The organism is Streptomyces sp. NPDC107550, from assembly GCF_055639095.1.
In genome coordinates this window covers 427,748-444,521 of the sequence record NZ_JBVKBC010000002.1, presented here as the reverse complement: position 1 = coordinate 444,521, position 16,774 = coordinate 427,748, and the positions used below count along the sequence as shown (strand labels likewise).

Here is a 16,774-nt window from a genome sequence, read left to right as displayed (position 1 = left end):
GGGGCTCGCGGGCAATCCCGTGGGGAGCGGCGACGGTCCGTGAGACCCTTGAGGTACCCCCGCCGGGGATGCCCCCGGGGATTCTGCCCGCCGACGGAAAGCCTTGTAGTGACCGCCACCGACCGTTCCATCGAGCTGATCACCACCGCCGCGCAGGCGGCCGCCGACAAGCTCGCGCACGACATCATCGCCTACGACGTCAGCGACGTGCTGTCCATCACGGACGCCTTCCTGCTGGCCTCCGCGCCCAACGACCGCCAGGTCAAGTCGATCGTCGACGAGATCGAGGAGCGTCTGAACAAGGAGCTGGGCGCCAAGCCCGTGCGCCGCGAGGGCGACCGCGACGCCCGCTGGATCCTCCTCGACTACGTCGACATCGTCGTCCACGTCCAGCACAGCGAGGAGCGCGTCTTCTACGCGCTGGAGCGGCTGTGGAAGGACTGCCCCGAGCTGGACCTGCCCGAGGACGCCAAGGCGACCCGCGGCAAGGGTGCCGAGCACGCCCAGCGCGAGGAGGCGGCGGCGGAGGCCGAGGACATCCGGGACCTCGGCGGTGAGGTTCTTTGAGCACAGCCGCACGCGGGCGCCGCGTCATCCTGTGGCGGCACGGTCAGACCTCGTGGAACCTGGAGCGCCGCTTCCAGGGCTCCACGGACATCGAACTGACCGACACGGGCGTCGCCCAGGCCAAGCGGGCCGCCCGGCTGCTCGCCTCCCTGAAGCCGGACGCCATCGTCGCCTCCGACCTCAAGCGGGCCGCCGCGACGGCCGCCGAGCTGGCCGCGCTGACCGGCCTCGACGTCGAGCACGACCCGGCGCTGCGCGAGACGTACGCCGGTGACTGGCAGGGCCTCACGCACGAGGAGATCATCGCCCGCTACGGCGAGCAGTACGCCGCGTGGAAGCGCGGCGAGCCGGTCCGCCGCGGCGGCGGCGAGCTGGAGACCGAGGTCGCCGACCGGGCCGCGCCGCTCGTGCTGCGGCACGCCGACAAGCTGCCCGACGGCGGGCTCCTCGTCGTCGTCAGCCACGGCGGCACCATCCGCACCACCATCGGCCGGCTGCTCGGCCTGGAGTCCCACCACTGGGAGGGGCTCGGCGGCCTGTCGAACTGCTGCTGGTCCGTGCTCGGGGAGGGCGCGCGCGGCTGGCGCCTGCTGGAGCACAACGCGGGCACGCTGCCCGAGCCGGTCCTCGGCGACGACGACTGACGACGACTTACAGCGACGGCGGCCCGGCCGGTGACCGGTCCCCGAGGCCCTCGGGGACCGGATTTCACTTTCTGGCAGGTCGCAGGCTAAAGTTCTTCTTGTTCGGCCCGCCGGGGAGAAACCCGGAGGGAAGGACCACCGCAAGGGGCTATAGCTCAGTTGGTAGAGCGCTTGCATGGCATGCAAGAGGTCAGGAGTTCAATTCTCCTTAGCTCCACAGGAATCGGAAGATCCCGTCCCGTCAGGGGCGGGATTTTTCGTTGTACGCGGATGCGCCCACGGACGCCGGGGGAGCGAGGCGCCCCTTCGCCGCTTCGACCGGGGGCGCGCGACCCTGCGTATCCGGACCGGTACGCATCCGTCGCCTTCCGTGCCGCCCCGGCCGTGGCAGAATCGGACGGCCGGAAGAGGGCTGCGTCCGAGCGACGAAGGCGGCCCGACGGGAGGGAGTGCGCGATGCCCTTGAGCATCAACGAGGTGGCCGGCCGCCGCCTCGGCCTGGCAGTGATACCCGCCGAGCCCCCCGCCGCCCGCAGAACCGTCCCGGCACCGGCTCGCGGCCCCGCCGCGCCCACCCCCGTCCTGCTCGCCTGTCCGACCTGCGGGTCCTCCCACGTCGCCCAGATGCTCGGCGACAACGGCGGGGTCTCCTACGTGTGCACGGCCTGCGGCCACAGCTGGAGCTGAGCGGATCACATGGGTGCACACAGGAGGAAGTGCGACTGGTGCGGCAGCGGTACGCCCATCGTGCGCGACATGGAACCGGTCAACCCCGACTATCAGTACTGGTGCGAGGAGTGCGCGCGGGCGCTGATCATAAAAGGCGATCCGATCGAGACGTACCGGGAGTTGGAGGGCGAGCCCATCTACGGCCGTCTGCTCGACGAGCACTGCACGCTCAAGCGCTTCTACTCGTTCGCCACCGCCTGACCGCCATCGCCGCCACCCCCGCGAGGAACGCGCAGCCCGCCGCCACGTAGACGGCCGACAGGGCGAACTCGGCCGCGTTCTGGCGCAGTTCGGGCCGGGTCCCGCCGTGCGGCACCCACCACAGCGCGTACGAGCAGAACAGCACCGCCAGCGCGACAGCCGCCGGCCGGCGTCCCGACTCCCACACGAGCAGCGCCAACGGCAGGCACCACACCCAGTGATGAGACCAGGAGACCGGGCTGACGAGCAGCGCGGTCACCGCGCACGTCACCACCGCGAGCGCCGTGCGCCCGCGCACCGCCGCCGCGACGGCGAGCGTGATCCCGAGCGCCGCCGTCAGCGCCGCCGTGGCCGTCCACCACGGGCCCGGGTCCCCGGTGCCGAGGAGGCGGGCCAACAGGCCGCGCAGCGACTGGTTCCCGGTCTCCTCGGCGTGCCCGACCCGGTTCGCCTCGAACACCATGCGCGTCCAGAACGCGCGCGAGTCCCGGGGCAGCACCACCGCCGCCAGCGCGGTCGCGGCGACGAACGCGCACCCCGCCACGCGCGCGCGGCGCAGCCAGGGCCGCCCGTCGCCGCCCCGGACGGCGAGCGTGACACCGGTCGCCAGGAGGAACAGCACGAACAGCGCGGGCGTCAGCTTGATCGCCGCCGCGATCCCGATGCCCGCGCCCGCGAAACGGTGACCGGGGCGGCGCGTCAGATCCCACAGGACGAGGACCGCGAGCAGCAGATTGACCTGCCCGTAGCGCAGGGTGGTCCACACCGGCTCGCACCACACCGCGCCCGCCGCCACCCACAAGGCGTGCTCCACGCGCGCGTGGCGGCGCACGAGCCGCAGCGACAGATACGCGAACGCGACGAGCAGCGCCAGGTTCAGCAGGGTCGCCGCCGCCTTCATCGTCGCCACGTCCACGACCGTCAGCGGCGTGAACAGCAGCGCGGCGAACGGCGGGTACGTCGTCGGCAGGCGCGCGTACGTCGCGCGCAGCGCGTAAAGGTCGCCGCCCGCGCGGACGGTGGCGCCCTCGGCGCGGTAGACGAGCAGGTCCAGCATCGAGACGTGGGCGGCGCGCTGGGCGATCCAGAAGGCGGCGAAGGAGAGCACGCAGACGCCGAGGGCTGCCGGCGCGCGCCGCTGGGTACGGGAGAGGGCGAGCACGGTCACGGGGCACCACGCTAGTGGGCGTTTACGGATCTTTTCCCAACAGAACGGGGCAGACGGGAAACGATTTGGTGATGCACCGGGGGGACCGTGTAATGTTGGCGTCGCCGCCGGGGAAACCGACAGGGAAGACCTGAAGGACCCGGGCAGCACACCGCAAGGGGCTATAGCTCAGTTGGTAGAGCGCTTGCATGGCATGCAAGAGGTCAGGAGTTCAATTCTCCTTAGCTCCACAGCACTTGAAGCGGGCCATCCGATGAGGATGGCCCGCTTTCTTGCGTCAGCGTCGCGTCCGGCTGGTGCGGCCCGGGGGCAGCGCGGGCGGCGGTGGCGTACGGGGCCGGGTCGCCGGGTCCTCCTCCACGCGCAGCGCCAGTGCGGGGCAGCGCCGTACGGCCCGCAGCGCGTTCGCCTCCGAGGCGCGCGGGACCGGCGCCCGCGCCACCGTGGGGAAGCCGTCCGGGCCGAGCCGCAGCAGCTCCGGCACGATGTCCGCGCACAGCCCGTGCCCCCGGCACAGCGTCCAGTCCACGGCGAGCACCCGGCCACCCGGTGCCGTGTCCCCCGGCGCCGCGCCCTGCGGCGCCCGCGCGTGCAGCGGCAGCACCCCGAGCACCGGCCGCCCGCAGCCCGCCCCGAGGACATGCGCGGCCAGGTCGTCCGCGAAGGCGGCCAGCGTCGACTCCACGAACGCCGCCGAACCGTCCGGATGCTTGCACGCCCCGCGCCCCTTCACCGCGCGCGTCACCTCCCGCAGCGCCTCCAGGGACGCCGGGCCGCCGCCCGCGAGCACGTCCTCCAGGCCCCGCGCCGCCGCCGGCAGCCCCAGATAGCAGGGACCGCACTGGCCCGCGCTCTCCGCCGCCAGCCAGCGCGCCACCCGCAGCGCCTCGCCGAGCGGGCAGCTCTCCGGCCCGAGCGGCAGGACCGCCCCGGCACCCAGCGCGCCCCCGGCCGCCGCCAGGGAAGCCCGGGACACGATCGCGTCGTGCGCGGTCGTCGCGTCGAGCCACCGCCCGTGATAGCCGCCCGTCAGCACGCCCTGTGGCAGCGGCGGAGCGCCGGCGAGCTGGAGCACGTACCGCAGCGGCACCCCCGAGGGCACTTCGAGGACCATGGGGCGGGCCACCGCGCCCGACAGGGTCAGCAGAAGCGTGCCGGGCTCGTCGTGCAGGCCCGTGCGGCAGTAGCGGTCGGGACCGAGGCGGGCGGCGACGGCGAGCTGCGCGAACGTCTCCGCGTTCGACAAGAGCGTCGGCGCTCCGCCCACCCCGGCCTCGGAGGCGCGGACCTTGCGGCCCGGCGGCAGGGGCGGACCGCCGTCCGCCGAGCGGATCAGGGCGGAGGACTCCCCGGTCACCATCCGCACCGGATTGCGCTGCACACGCGCGCGTAGAGACGCGTTACGGCGGTTGGTCAGCCCCCGCTCGGCGAGCGCCGCCCGCATGGACGCCTCCGTGGAGTCCCGCGTCACGCCCACCACCAGCGTCCGCGCGCCCAGCGCCTCGGCGGCCAGCAGCGCGCCGTCCAGGACGAGGTGCGGGGCGCGGTTGAGCAGGACGGTGTCCTTGCGGCACGCCGGTTCGTCCTCGCTGCCGTTGACCACGACGACGGGACGCACCCCGCGCCGGATCGCGGACTCGGCGACCGCCCGCAGCTTCTCGGCGAACGGGAAACCCGCGCCGCCCCTGCCGCGCAGCGCCACCGCCTGCGCCAGCCGGGCCAGCCGCTCGCCCGGCACCGGTTCCAGCGGGCCGTGCACCTTCAGATGCAGGGACAGGTCGAGCCGCTCGACCAGGTCGAAGCCGGCGGTGAGCTGCGGAAGCCCCACCACGCGCACCTCCGGGACGTCCGGCAGCGCGCCGCTCACTCGGCGCCTCCGTGCGGTGCGGCGGGCCACGGCTCTCCCGAGGCGGGCGGGTGGAAGGGCGCGGGCGGTGGCGCGTCGGGGGCGGGGTGCTCGTACGCGGGCGTCACGGTGTTCACCGGAGGGGGTACGGGAGCGGGGGGTGCGGTGTTCAACGGGGCGGGGTGGCGGTGGGCTGTCTCTTGGCCGGCGGGGCTCTGGCGTGCGGGGCTCTGGCGTGCGGGGTTTCGGTGGGCGGACACGGCTCGGTAGGCGGCGGCGAAGCCGTGGGCGGGGCGGGTACGCGCGCGTGCCGGTGCGGTGGCCGGGGCAGTGGCCGGGGCGTTCGGCGGGGGTGGCGGCGCCGGGGCCGGGACGCGGGGGCGGTCGAGCGCGGCGAGGAGGCGGGCGGCGACCGTGCGCTTGACCGGCGGCGGCGCGGCCCGCAGGGCGATCGCCCCGGCGACGGCCGCCAGGCACAGCCCGTACAGGACGACCACGTACGCCTTGGGCTGGCGGCCCGCGTACAGGCCGTGCAGGAGGGCCAGGCACCACGCGGGGTGGGCCAGCATGTGCGTGGCGCGCCAGCGGGCCGCGAGGCGGGCGGGGGAGGCCATGGAGCTGCGCAGCGCGCCCGTGACGCCCGTGGCGACCATGAGCAGCCCCGCGAGCACCCCGAGCCCGATCAGGCCGTCCGCGCCCCGCACGCCCCCGCCGAACGGCACCAGGGCCGCCGCCGGGCTCACGTGCGCGAGCGCCAGTTTCACGCTGACGTGCAGCACGAGGAAGCCGAGCGAGCCGACCGCCGTGGCCCGGTGCACACCCTGGGCCAGCAGTCGCTGCCGCGAGGTGAGGAAGAGGCGGTCGGAGGCGACCAGGCCCCAGCCGACCGAGGCGGTGAGGGAGACCAGGCACAGCACCCCCGTGAGGAAGTCGAGGGCGGCCCTGAAGGCGTCGCCGCCGGCCGCCACGACCACCGGCGCGCACACCAGGGCCGCCGCGCTCGTCACCCCCGTCACGGCGCGTCGGCCACGCCCTGGCGGGCGCCAACTACGCGGCGTGCGCGGGGAGTTCAGGGCATGAGGAGTGCGAGGGTGCATGGGGGCGGCTCCGAGGGTTCGGCACAGGGGACCCACTGGCCCCGCACTCTAGGTCGGCGCATACCAGGCGGTACGAGGTTTGCCGCATCCGGCCGCAGGGCGGGGGCGTACTGCTATGCGCGTTGCCCCGGTAGCGTCCGGTACGCCGGGTAACCACGCGCGCGTAGCGGGCCGCGGGCAAGCCCGTCGCGGCCCGCGCGGGGCCTGCGGTACCCTGACGCCATGCGTGCCGTACGCCTCCTGCTTAGCGAGCCGCGCTGATCAGTCCCGACCCGCCCCAGGGCGTGAGGTCGGCATCGGCGCGGCGTCCCCTCCTGTGCGAGGGGCTTTTTCATTTCGGCAGAGGCCGCTGGCAGAGACGATCGATGGAGCTTTGAGGATCATGAGCGAGACGAACACCGCCGCCGCTTCCGAGGCGGCGGTCGCGCCGCACCGCTACACGGCGGCCATGGCCGCCGACATCGAGGCACGCTGGCAGGACTTCTGGGACGCCGAGGGCACCTACGAGGCGCCGAACCCGAGCGGCGACCTGGCGGGCGACGCGGAGGTCGCGGCCCGCCCCAAGAAGTTCGTCATGGACATGTTCCCGTACCCCTCGGGTGCGGGCCTGCACGTCGGCCACCCGCTGGGCTACATCGCCACGGACGTCTACGCGCGCTTCCAGCGCATGACCGGGCACAACGTGCTGCACACCCTGGGCTTCGACGCGTTCGGCCTGCCCGCCGAGCAGTACGCCGTGCAGACGGGCACCCACCCGCGCACGTCGACCGAGGCCAACATGGAGAACATGAAGGCGCAGCTGCGCCGCCTGGGCCTCGGCCACGACAAGCGCCGGTCGTTCGCCACGATCGACCCGGAGTACTACAAGTGGACGCAGTGGATCTTCCTGCAGATCTTCAACTCCTGGTACGACGACGAGCTGAAGAAGGCCCGTCCGATCGCCGAGCTGGTCCAGCAGTTCGAGACCGGTGAGCGTGCCGTCCCCGGCGGCCGCGCCTGGTCCGAGCTGACCGCCGCCGAGCGCGCCGACCTGCTGGGCGAATACCGCCTGGCGTACGCCTCCGACGCGCCCGTCAACTGGGCGCCGGGCCTGGGCACCGTCCTGGCCAACGAGGAGGTCACCGCCGACGGCCGCTCCGAGCGCGGCAACTTCCCCGTCTTCAAGGCCAAGCTGCGCCAGTGGAACATGCGGATCACCGCGTACGCGGACCGCCTGCTGGACGACCTGGACGGCCTGGACTGGCCCGAGGCGATCAAGCTGCAGCAGCGCAACTGGATCGGCCGCTCCGAGGGCGCCCGCATCGACTTCGGCTTCGACGGCTCCGACGACGTCATCACGGTCTTCTCCACCCGCCAGGACACCCTGTTCGGCGCCACCTACATGGTCCTGGCGCCCGAGCACGAGCTGGTCGAGAAGATCACGCCCGACGCCTGGCCCGAGGGCACCCACGAGGTGTGGACCGGCGGCCACGCCACCCCCGCCGAGGCCGTCGTCGCCTACCGCAAGCAGGCCGCCGCCAAGTCGGACGTCGAGCGCCAGGCCGACGCCAAGGAGAAGACCGGCGTCTTCACGGGCGCGTACGCGACGAACCCGGTCAGCGGCGAGCAGGTCCCCGTCTTCATCGCGGACTACGTCCTGATGGGCTACGGCACCGGCGCGATCATGGCCGTCCCCGCGCACGACGCCCGCGACTTCGCCTTCGCGCGCGCCTTCGAGCTGCCGATGCGCTGCGTCGTCCAGCCCACCGACGAGCGCGGCACCGACCCGGCGGCCTGGGACGACGCGTTCATCGCGGCCGACGCGACGCTGGTGAACTCGGCGAACGACGAGATCGCCCTGGACGGCCTGGGCGTCGCCGACGCCAAGGCCCGCATGACCGAGTGGCTGGAGCGCAAGGGCATCGGCCACGGCACGGTCAACTTCCGGCTGCGTGACTGGCTGTTCAGCCGCCAGCGCTACTGGGGCGAGCCCTTCCCGATCGTCTACGACGAGGACGGCATCGCCCACCCGCTGCCCGAGTCGATGCTGCCGCTGGAGCTGCCCGAGGTCGAGGACTACAGCCCGCGCACCTTCGACCCGGACGACGCGGACACGCAGCCCGAGACGCCGCTGTCGCGCAACGAGGACTGGGTGAACGTCACCCTGGACCTGGGCGACGGCCCCAAGAAGTACCGCCGCGAGACCAACACCATGCCCAACTGGGCCGGCTCCTGCTGGTACGAGCTGCGCTACCTGGACCCGCACAACGACGAGAAGCTGGTCGACCCGGCCGTCGAGCAGTACTGGATGGGCCCGCGCGAGGGCATGCCCACCGGCGGCGTCGACCTGTACGTCGGCGGCGCCGAGCACGCCGTGCTGCACCTGCTGTACGCGCGCTTCTGGTCGAAGGTGCTGTTCGACCTGGGCCACATCTCGTCGGCCGAGCCGTTCCACAAGCTGTTCAACCAGGGCATGATCCAGGCGTACGTGTACCGCGACGCGCGCGGCATCGCCGTACCGGCCGCCGAGGTGGAGGAGCGCGACGGCGCGTACTACTACCAGGGCGAGAAGGTCTCCCGGCTGCTGGGCAAGATGGGCAAGTCCCTGAAGAACGCGGTCACGCCCGACGAGATCTGCTCCGAGTACGGCGCGGACACGCTGCGCCTGTACGAGATGGCGATGGGCCCGCTGGACGTGTCGCGGCCGTGGGACACGCGCGCGGTGGTCGGCCAGTTCCGGCTGTTGCAGCGCATGTGGCGCAACATCGTCGACGAGTCGACCGGTGAGGTCACCGTCGCGGACGTGCCCGAGTCGGAGATCGACGTGGACACCCTGCGCGCCCTGCACAAGGCCGTCGACGGCGTGCGCGGCGACCTGGAGGGCATGCGGTTCAACACCGCCATCGCCAAGGTCACCGAGCTGAACAACCACCTGGTGAAGTCGTACGCGGGCGGCTCCCTGCCGCGTTCGGTCGCCGAGCGCCTGGTGCTGCTGGTCGCGCCGCTGGCCCCGCACATCGCCGAGGAGCTGTGGCGCCGCCTGGGCCACACCGACTCCGTCGTCCACCAGGACTTCCCCGTCGCCGACCCCGCGTACGTCGTCGACGAGTCCGTCACCTGCGTCGTGCAGGTCAAGGGCAAGGTCAAGGCGCGCCTGGAGGTGTCCCCCTCGATCTCCGACGAGGAGCTGGAGAAGGTCGCCCTGGCCGACGAGAAGGTCGTCGCCGCGCTGGACGGCGCCGGCATCCGCAAGGTGATCGTGCGGGCGCCGAAGCTGGTGAACATCGTGCCTGCGTGATCGTGCCTGCGTAGGCCTGCGTAATGGTGCCTGCGTGACGCACTCAGGGTTGTTCCCTACGGGCAGGTTGGGGGTTCCGATGGAACCCTCAGCCTGCCCGTTCCGTTTACGGTGGAGAGGGCGGGCGCGAGAGGCGCCGACGGGGCTGGATCGACGAATCGGAGGAGCGCCGTGGAAGCTGTGCTGGTGATCGTGGCGCTGATCTTCATCGCGTTCGTCGCGCTGGGCGCGTACGCGACGGTGAAGGCCGTCGGCGCCGCCAAGCGCTGCGTGGACCGCACGGTGGCGCAGGCGCGCAGAACCGTCGAGGACACCACGCTGCGCGCCAAGAGCTACCAGATGGGCCCGGCGAGCGAACTGGCACAGTTGCGGCTCGGACTGCGCACGTCGATGCGGGCCACGCAGGACGCGCTGCACGCGCGCGTGGGCGACGATCCGACACTGAAGGAGTCCCTCGGCCTGTTCGAGCGGCTCAGCGCCCACGGCCACGAGGTGGACGCCGAACTGAAGCGGCTGGAGAGCGAGCCGGACAAGGGCCATGTGCGGGACGCCCTGCCCGAGCTGCGCGCCCGTACGCACCAGATCACGGCGTCGGCGGACGCGCTGCGGCACGCGGCGCGGGACCGGGCCGGGCAGTTCCAGCGCGAGGACCTCGACGCGCTCAGCCTCCAGATCGACCTGGAGGCGGGGGCGCTGCGGCACTGGACGACGGAGCCGGGGCCGGCGGCGTCGGCGGGCCACTCCGGGGGTTCGGCCGGTGTCTCCGGCGCGGGGGTGCAGGGCCACTCGGGGCGGGAGCAGGCGCGGCCCGCGATCACGCCGCCCGGGGTGCGGCCGGTCTACCCGTGGCAGAAGAACGTCCGTCCGGAGAGCACGACTTGAGCGGCGCCTGACCTGATCGGGCACCTCGGTACGCGTACGCGCGCGGGGGCCGGGCTGCCGCACGGCGGCCCCGGCGGGTAACCTCCGGTGCATGTCCCGCCATGTCGCTATCGTCACCGATTCCACGGCCTACCTGCCGCAGCGGACGATGGAGCGCCACGGCATCACGGCGGTGCCGCTGACCGTGGTCCTGGGCGACCAGGCGCTCGAAGAGGGCACGGAGATCTCCGCCCGCTCGGTCGCCGAGGCGCTGCGCAAGCGCCGGCCGGTGACGACGTCGAGACCGAGCCCCGAGCAGTTCGCGCGGACCTACCGCGAGGCCGCCGAGTCCGGCGCCACCGGAATCGTCTCCCTGCACCTGTCCGCCGAGATCTCCGGTACGTACGACGCCGCCGTGCTCGCCGCCAAGGAGGCGCCGGTGCCGGTCCGCGTCGTCGACACCGGCATGGTGGCGATGGCGCTCGGCTTCTGCGCGCTGACGGCGGCGGAGACGGCGGAGGCCGGCGGCACCGTCGACGAGGCGGTGGCGGCGGCGGAGAAGCGGGCCGCCGGGACCAGCGCCTTCTTCTACGTCGACACCCTGGACTATCTGCGCCGGGGCGGCCGGATCGGCGCGGCGCAGGCCCTGCTCGGCTCCGCGCTCGCGGTCAAGCCCCTGCTGCGGCTCGAAGGCGGTCGCATCGAGCCGCTGGAGAAGGTCCGTACGGCGTCTAAGGCCATCGCCCGGTTGCAGGAGATCGTCGCCGAACGGGCGGGCGACCAGCCGGTCGACATCGCCGTCCACCATCTCGCCGCCCCCGAGCGCGCCGAGGCGCTGGCGGAGTGGCTGCGGGAGCGGGTGCCGGGGCTCGGGGAGTTGCACGTCAGTGAGGTCGGGGCGGTGATCGGGGCGCATACCGGGCCCGGGTTGCTTGGGGTCGTGGTGTCGGCCCGGCCGTGAGGGGCGAGTTCTCTGCGAGGGGCGGGCTCTCGTTGAGGGGCCGTGTTTTCGGTGAGGGGCGTGCTCCCGGGTAGGGGCGGGTTCTCGGGTAGGGCCTTGTCTTTCGTGGGGGTGTTCGCTCGTACGGGTGACGGAGTTATCCACAACTATGGGGTTTTCCCCGGGAATTGACCAAGATCCACTTGTTGGTCCGGGGGCGCCTACCGTCACGGGCATGGCACTTCGATCACTGTCCCGGACAGCACAGGCATCCAGCGGGCCCGGACGCGGCCCGCGCTCCGACATCCGTACGCGCACTCGGCGCCGGCTCCGTCCCGCGCCTCCTCGGCACCGCCCCGGCCCCGGCCCTTCGGCGCGGCTGCGGCCCCGGTCCCGGCCGCGGGCGGCGCCCGGCTGGGACGCGGGGGCGGGCGCCGAGGGGGAGCGGTTGCGGCTGCGGGCGGAGGCGTTGTTCGCGCCGCCGGGTGGGAGTGCGGGTGCGGGGGCTTCTTTCGGGCCGGGTGCTCCGGTGCCGTCTGCTGTCTTGGCTCCGGAGGGGGCGGTCGCGTCGGTGCCGGGGGAGGCGCCGGTGCCGGGGGCTTCGGCTTCGGTCCCGGAGGGAGCCGGTGCGGGCCGCGCTTCGTGGAGGGCTCGGGCCGGGCTCGCCTTACGGGATCGGCTGCCGCTGTGGGTGCAGTCCCGGTGCGGGATCGAGCGGCGGGGTGCGATCGCGCTGGCGCTGCTGGTCGTGGTCGTGGCCCTGTTCGCCGTGCAGCACTTCTGGGCGGGGCGTACCCAGCCGGTGCGGGCGCCGGAAGTGGTGCGGGCGGGTTCCGGCCCCGGGGAGGGCGAGGCAGGTGCGGGCGGTTCCGGCGCGGAGGGCGCGGGCCGGGACGGGCGGCCGGCGGGGGCCGGGGCGTCGCCGGGGGTGAGCGCGCCGGGAGCGGCGGCCGGTGCCGCGCAGGGGGCTGCTGCCGGGGGCGTGGTCGTCGTGGACGTCGGCGGGAAGGTGCGGCGGCCCGGGGTCCAGCGGTTGCCGAGCGGCGCCCGGGTGGCCGACGCCCTGCGCGCGGCCGGGGGCGTGCGGCCCGGCACCGACCTGGCCGGCCTCAACCGCGCCCGCCTGGTGATGGACGGCGAGCAGATCCTCGTGGGGGAGAAACCGGCGCCGGTTCCCGGGCCGGCTGGGGGCGCGGTGAGCGGCGGTGCGGCTGCCGGGGCTGCGGGTCCGGGGGGAGCGGGGCCGGGTGGATCGGGGTCCGGGGGCGCTGCGGCCGGGGGCGTGATCCCGCTGAACACGGCGACCTTGCAGCAACTCGACACACTGCCCGGGGTCGGCCCGGTGCTGGCCCAGCACATCATCGACTACCGCACGGAACACGGGGGATTCCGCTCGATCGACGAACTCCGCGAGGTCAACGGCATCGGCGACCGCCGCTTCGAGGACCTGCGAAAGCTCGTGCAGCCATGAGGGGCGTACGCGCGCGGGAGCGGGCGCCCGGGGCGGACGCCGGAGCCGGTGCGGACGCCGGGCCCGGCGGGGAGGCCAGGCCCGGCGGGGAAGCGTCGGCGGCAGGCAGGGCGGGCCTCCCGCCGGAACCGTCCGCACCGCTGGAGCCGCCGGAACCGCCCGAACCGCTGAAGCCGTCCGAACCGCCGGAACCGTCCCAACCGCCGGAGCCCTCCGAGCCGCTGGATCTGCGGCTGGTCGCGCCCGCGCTGGCGGCCTGGGCGACGGCGGCCGTGGCCCTGACGGCGCCCGGATGGACGGCGGCGGTCGTGGCGGTGGCGTGCCTGGTGCTCGGCGCGGCGCTGCTCACGACGGCCCGCACCAGCGGCGCGCGCTCCGGCGGGAGAGCCTGGCGGCGCCCCTCGGTCGCCGTGCTGCTGCTCTGTGTCGGGGCGTCGGCGGCCTCCGCCGGGCTGCACGGGGCGGACCTGCGCCGAGGCCCCCTGCCGGAACTCGCCGGGCGGTACGCGCGCATCGGCGCCGAGGTGGAAGTCACCGCCGACCCCCGCCTCAGCAAGCCCCGGATCAGCGGGGATCACGCGGCGCCGAGTGTCGTGGTCGTGGAGGCGGAGGTGGTACGGGTGACGGCGAGCGACGGGACGGACGCCCGCACGCGCACCCCGGTCCTCGTCCTCGTCGACGCGGCCCGCGCCCGGGGCCCTGGGGGCGGGTCAGTAAAGGCGTGGCTGGCGCTGCTGCCGAGTACGCGGCTGCGGGTGACGGGCTCGCTCGCGCCACCGCTGTCGGGCGGGGACCGGGTCGCGGCGGTGCTGCGGGCGGAGCGGGGCGCGCCGCCGCACGTCATCGGCGGGCCGAGCGGGGCCCAGCGGTTCGCCGGGCGGCTGCGCGCGGGGCTGCGGGAGGCGACGGACGGACTGCCGTCGGACGCGCGGGCGCTGCTGCCCGGCCTGGTCATCGGGGACACGGCCCGGGTGTCGCCCGACCTGCACGCGGCGTTCCAGGCGACGGACCTCCTGCACCTCATGGCCGTGAGCGGGGCGAACTTCACGTTGCTGCTCGCCCTGTTGATCGGGCCGGCGGGGACGGCTCATCTCGCCGAGCGGCGCGGCCTCGCACCCCGCATCGGGCTGTCGCTGCGGATGACGGCTCTCGGCGGCGGGCTGCTCACCCTGGGGTTCGTGGTGGTGTGCCGGCCCGAGCCGAGCGTGCTGCGCGCGGCGGCGTGCGGGGCGGTCGCGCTGCTGGCCGTGGCGACCGGGCGCCGCAGATCACTCGTCCCCGCGCTGGCCACGGTGGTCCTGCTCCTGGTCCTCTACGACCCGTGGCTGGCCCGGAGTTACGGGTTCCTGCTGTCCGTCCTCGCCACCGGGGCCCTGCTGACGCTGGCGCCCAGATGGAGCGCGGCGCTGCGCGGGCGCGGGGTGCCGGAGCGGTGGGCGCAGGCGCTCGGCGCGGCGGCCGCGGCGCAGGCGGTGTGCGCGCCGGTCGTCGCCGTGCTGGCGGCGCGGGTGAGTCTGGTGGCGGTGCCGTGCAACTTGCTGGCGGAGTTCGCCGTGGGGCCCGCCACCGTGCTCGGGTTCGCGGCGCTGGCGGCGGCGCCCGTGGCGATGCCGGTGGCGAAGGGGCTGGCCTGGTGCGGGAGTTGGCCCGCCGGTTGGATCGCCGACATCGCCCGCACCGGCGCGGCCCTGCCGGGCAGCGGGGTGGACTGGCCGGGCGGCTGGTCCGGCGGGGCGCTGCTCGCGCTCGGCACGGTGGTGGTCGTCGTCGGAGGGCGCCGGGTGATCAGGTCGCCGTGGCTGACGGGGTGTTGCGTGCTGGCGTTGCTCCTGGTGGTGGTGCGTCCACCGCCGCTGACCCGGGTCATCACGGGCTGGCCGCCGCCCGGTTGGCGGCTCGTGATGTGCGACGTAGGGCAGGGGGACGCGCTGGTCCTGGCTGCCGGGCCGGGCGCCGGGGTGGTGGTGGACGCGGGCCCCGACCCGGTGCTGGTGGACCGGTGCCTGCGGTCGCTCGGGATCAGCGAGGTGCCGTTGGTGCTGCTCACGCACTTCCACGCGGATCATGTGGCGGGCCTGTCCGGGGTGTTGCGGGGGCGGCGGGTCGGCGCGATCGAGACGACGGGGTTCGCGCGGCCGGCCGAGCAGGTGGCGCTTGTCCGGGCGCTCGCGGCCGGCGCCGGGGTGCCGATGGTGACCGCGGTGGCGGGGGAGCGGCGCCGGGCGGGGCCGTTGGACTGGCGGGTGCTGTGGCCGCCGCCACGCCCGGCGCCGGACCCGGACGGGCCCAACGACGCGAGCGTCACCCTGCTCGTGCGCGTCGCCGGGCTGAGCCTGCTGCTCCTCGGCGACCTGGAACCGGCCGCCCAGCGCGCCCTGGCGCGGACCCCGGCGGGGGCGGCGCTCGCGGGGGTGGACGTGGTGAAGGTGGCGCACCACGGTTCCGCGTACCAGGACCCGGAGCTGCTGCGGCGGCTGGCGCCCCGGCTCGCCTTGATCTCAGTGGGCGCCGACAACCCGTACGGGCATCCGGCGCCGAGGACGACGCGAGCGTTGAGCGCGGGCGGGGCGGCGGTGCTGCGGACGGACCGGGACGGCGCGGTCGCGGTGGTGACGGACGGGAGGGGGCGGCTGGAAGTGGCGCGTAACGGCCCCTGATCCGGCGGCGCCACCGGCCCGTACGAGCGGGGGCAGGGGCGCGCACGACGACCAGGCCCGGGCGGACGGTGAGGGCGGGGCGCTTCGGGCGGGCGCGGCCTGAGCGCTGCGGCCGGGGAGAGGCCACTCGGACCCCGCCCTCGCTACCGCCGAGTAGAAATGCCGCTGAGCTGGCGAAACAGGAACCGGAAGGGGGAATTCGGCACAGGCGCGGGCAGGGTCGCCCCTTCCTCGCCATTCCCGTGATGTGGGCTCGTGTTGCCTCGAAAGCCGCAACGGTGGTCGAATGCTTCTTCGTTCATCAGGCAACGGAAATCGTCACAGCGCACTGGGGTGGATGGGTCATGTTCGGCCGCTGGCTGGAAAACCGTACGAACCGGGCTCAACGGACAAGTCCCTTCTCGGGGTTGACGGTGCCCTCCGGTGCGGGAGTGCTCAGTTGCCGTGTCCTCGACCCGGTGAGCGAGCCGGTGCGCGGCGCCGAGCTGGCCGTCACCGACGCGATGGGCCGCAAGGTGCTCAGCGGGGGCGCCGACCCTTATGGCTCGTTCATGGCGGCGGTGCCGGCGGGGGAGTACCGGGTGGCGGTGTCGGCCGAGGGGTACGCGCCCTTCCACGGGGCGACGTCCGTCGCGGACAGCGGGCACGCGGCGCTCGGGGACCTCACGCTCCAGGTCGCCCCGCCGCCGCAGTTGCCCTCGGCCGGGGACTGGGAGATCGAGCCGACGCACTCCTCCATCGCCTTCACCGCGCGGCACATCGGTCTGGCGCGGATCCACGGCAGGTTCAACACGTTCGCGGGGGCGCTGCGGGTGGCCGAGCGGGTGGAGCAGTCGGCGATGCACGTGGTCATCGACGCGGCGTCCATCGACACGAACGTGAAGATGCGGGACGACCATCTGCGGTCGGCGGACTTCCTGGACGTGGAGCGGTTCCCGACGCTGGAGTTCTACAGCGACCGCTTCGTCCACAAGGGCGGCAGCCGCTGGGCGATCACCGGAGCGCTGTCGCTGCACGGCGTGACCCGTACGGTGACGCTGGACGCGGAGTACCTGGGGCTTGGCAACGGCATGGAGGGCGAGCAGCGGGTCGCCTGCCGCGCCACCGCCGAACTGCACCGCGACGACTTCACCGTGAGCTGGCAGACGATGCTCGCGCGCGGTATCGCCGCCGTCGGCTCCAGCGTCAGGATCGAGCTGGACGTGCAGATCGTGCCCAAGGGCTGACGCCGCCGCAGGCCCAGCGTGCCCGCAGCCCCGGCGCACCCGCAGGTCCGGCGTGCCCGCAGCCCCGGCGCACCCGTAGGCCAAGCGCAC

Annotated in this window: 13 protein-coding genes and 2 tRNA genes; 12 read left to right on the top strand and 3 right to left on the bottom strand. The window is 74.2% G+C overall.

Features of this window, described 5'->3' with window-relative positions; all coding sequences use genetic code 11:
• The first annotated feature begins 108 nt into the window (after positions 1-108).
• The 5 genes from rsfS to ACZ7LY_RS04995 all read left to right on the top strand — a co-directional run bounded on the left by rsfS (position 109) and on the right by ACZ7LY_RS04995 (position 2,141).
• Positions 109-567, top strand: a complete 459-nt coding sequence (gene rsfS / locus ACZ7LY_RS05015; protein ID WP_471623108.1) for a ribosome silencing factor — start codon at positions 109-111, stop codon at positions 565-567.
• A complete protein-coding gene (locus ACZ7LY_RS05010; RefSeq protein ID WP_471623107.1) occupies positions 564-1,211 on the top strand; it encodes a histidine phosphatase family protein in 648 nt (215 codons plus the stop codon). The genes rsfS and ACZ7LY_RS05010 overlap by 4 nt, the downstream gene beginning before the upstream one ends.
• A gap of 144 nt (positions 1,212-1,355) precedes the next feature.
• Positions 1,356-1,428, top strand: a tRNA-Ala gene (locus tag ACZ7LY_RS05005).
• Positions 1,429-1,667: 239 nt separating this feature from the next.
• Positions 1,668-1,898 (top strand): hypothetical protein, encoded by a 231-nt coding sequence (locus ACZ7LY_RS05000; protein WP_471623106.1) that lies wholly within the window; start codon positions 1,668-1,670, stop codon positions 1,896-1,898.
• A gap of 9 nt (positions 1,899-1,907) precedes the next feature.
• Positions 1,908-2,141: a hypothetical protein gene (locus tag ACZ7LY_RS04995; protein WP_016643127.1), complete on the top strand. Its 234-nt coding sequence runs from the start codon at positions 1,908-1,910 to the stop codon at positions 2,139-2,141.
• Here the strand turns inward: ACZ7LY_RS04995 and ACZ7LY_RS04990 are convergent.
• On the bottom strand, positions 2,110-3,309 hold the full coding sequence (locus ACZ7LY_RS04990; RefSeq protein ID WP_471623105.1) for a glycosyltransferase 87 family protein: 1,200 nt from the start codon (positions 3,307-3,309) through the stop codon (positions 2,110-2,112). The genes ACZ7LY_RS04995 and ACZ7LY_RS04990 overlap by 32 nt on opposite strands.
• Positions 3,310-3,466: 157 nt before the next feature.
• Between ACZ7LY_RS04990 and ACZ7LY_RS04985 the strand changes: the two genes are divergently transcribed.
• Positions 3,467-3,539, top strand: a tRNA-Ala gene (locus ACZ7LY_RS04985).
• 47 nt (positions 3,540-3,586) lie between these two features.
• Here ACZ7LY_RS04985 and ACZ7LY_RS04980 read toward each other — a convergent pair.
• Both ACZ7LY_RS04980 and ACZ7LY_RS04975 read right to left on the bottom strand, forming a co-directional pair.
• On the bottom strand, positions 3,587-5,176 hold the full coding sequence (locus tag ACZ7LY_RS04980; protein ID WP_471623104.1) for an NADH-ubiquinone oxidoreductase-F iron-sulfur binding region domain-containing protein: 1,590 nt from the start codon (positions 5,174-5,176) through the stop codon (positions 3,587-3,589).
• Positions 5,173-6,162: a cytochrome b/b6 domain-containing protein gene (locus ACZ7LY_RS04975; protein WP_471623103.1), complete on the bottom strand. Its 990-nt coding sequence runs from the start codon at positions 6,160-6,162 to the stop codon at positions 5,173-5,175. The genes ACZ7LY_RS04980 and ACZ7LY_RS04975 overlap by 4 nt, the downstream gene beginning before the upstream one ends.
• 472 nt (positions 6,163-6,634) lie before the next feature.
• Here ACZ7LY_RS04975 and leuS point away from each other — a divergent pair, with 472 nt between their 5' ends.
• From leuS to ACZ7LY_RS04945, 6 genes are all read left to right on the top strand, one after another.
• Entirely contained in the window at positions 6,635-9,529 is a 2,895-nt protein-coding gene (gene leuS, locus ACZ7LY_RS04970) for a leucine--tRNA ligase (protein ID WP_471623102.1), read from the top strand.
• Positions 9,530-9,700: 171 nt separating this feature from the next.
• A complete protein-coding gene (locus tag ACZ7LY_RS04965) occupies positions 9,701-10,411 on the top strand; it encodes a hypothetical protein (protein ID WP_471623101.1) in 711 nt (236 codons plus the stop codon).
• Positions 10,412-10,502: 91 nt separating this feature from the next.
• Positions 10,503-11,351, top strand: coding sequence for a DegV family protein (locus tag ACZ7LY_RS04960; RefSeq protein WP_471623100.1), 849 nt, complete (start codon positions 10,503-10,505; stop codon positions 11,349-11,351).
• 214 nt (positions 11,352-11,565) lie between these two features.
• Positions 11,566-12,801 (top strand): ComEA family DNA-binding protein, encoded by a 1,236-nt coding sequence (locus ACZ7LY_RS04955; protein WP_471623099.1) that lies wholly within the window; start codon positions 11,566-11,568, stop codon positions 12,799-12,801.
• Entirely contained in the window at positions 12,798-15,458 is a 2,661-nt protein-coding gene (locus ACZ7LY_RS04950) for a ComEC/Rec2 family competence protein (RefSeq protein WP_471623098.1), read from the top strand. Before ACZ7LY_RS04955 ends, ACZ7LY_RS04950 begins: the two co-directional genes overlap by 4 nt.
• Before the next feature lie 344 nt (positions 15,459-15,802).
• Positions 15,803-16,684: a YceI family protein gene (locus tag ACZ7LY_RS04945; protein WP_471623097.1), complete on the top strand. Its 882-nt coding sequence runs from the start codon at positions 15,803-15,805 to the stop codon at positions 16,682-16,684.
• The last annotated feature ends 90 nt before the right edge of the window (positions 16,685-16,774 follow it).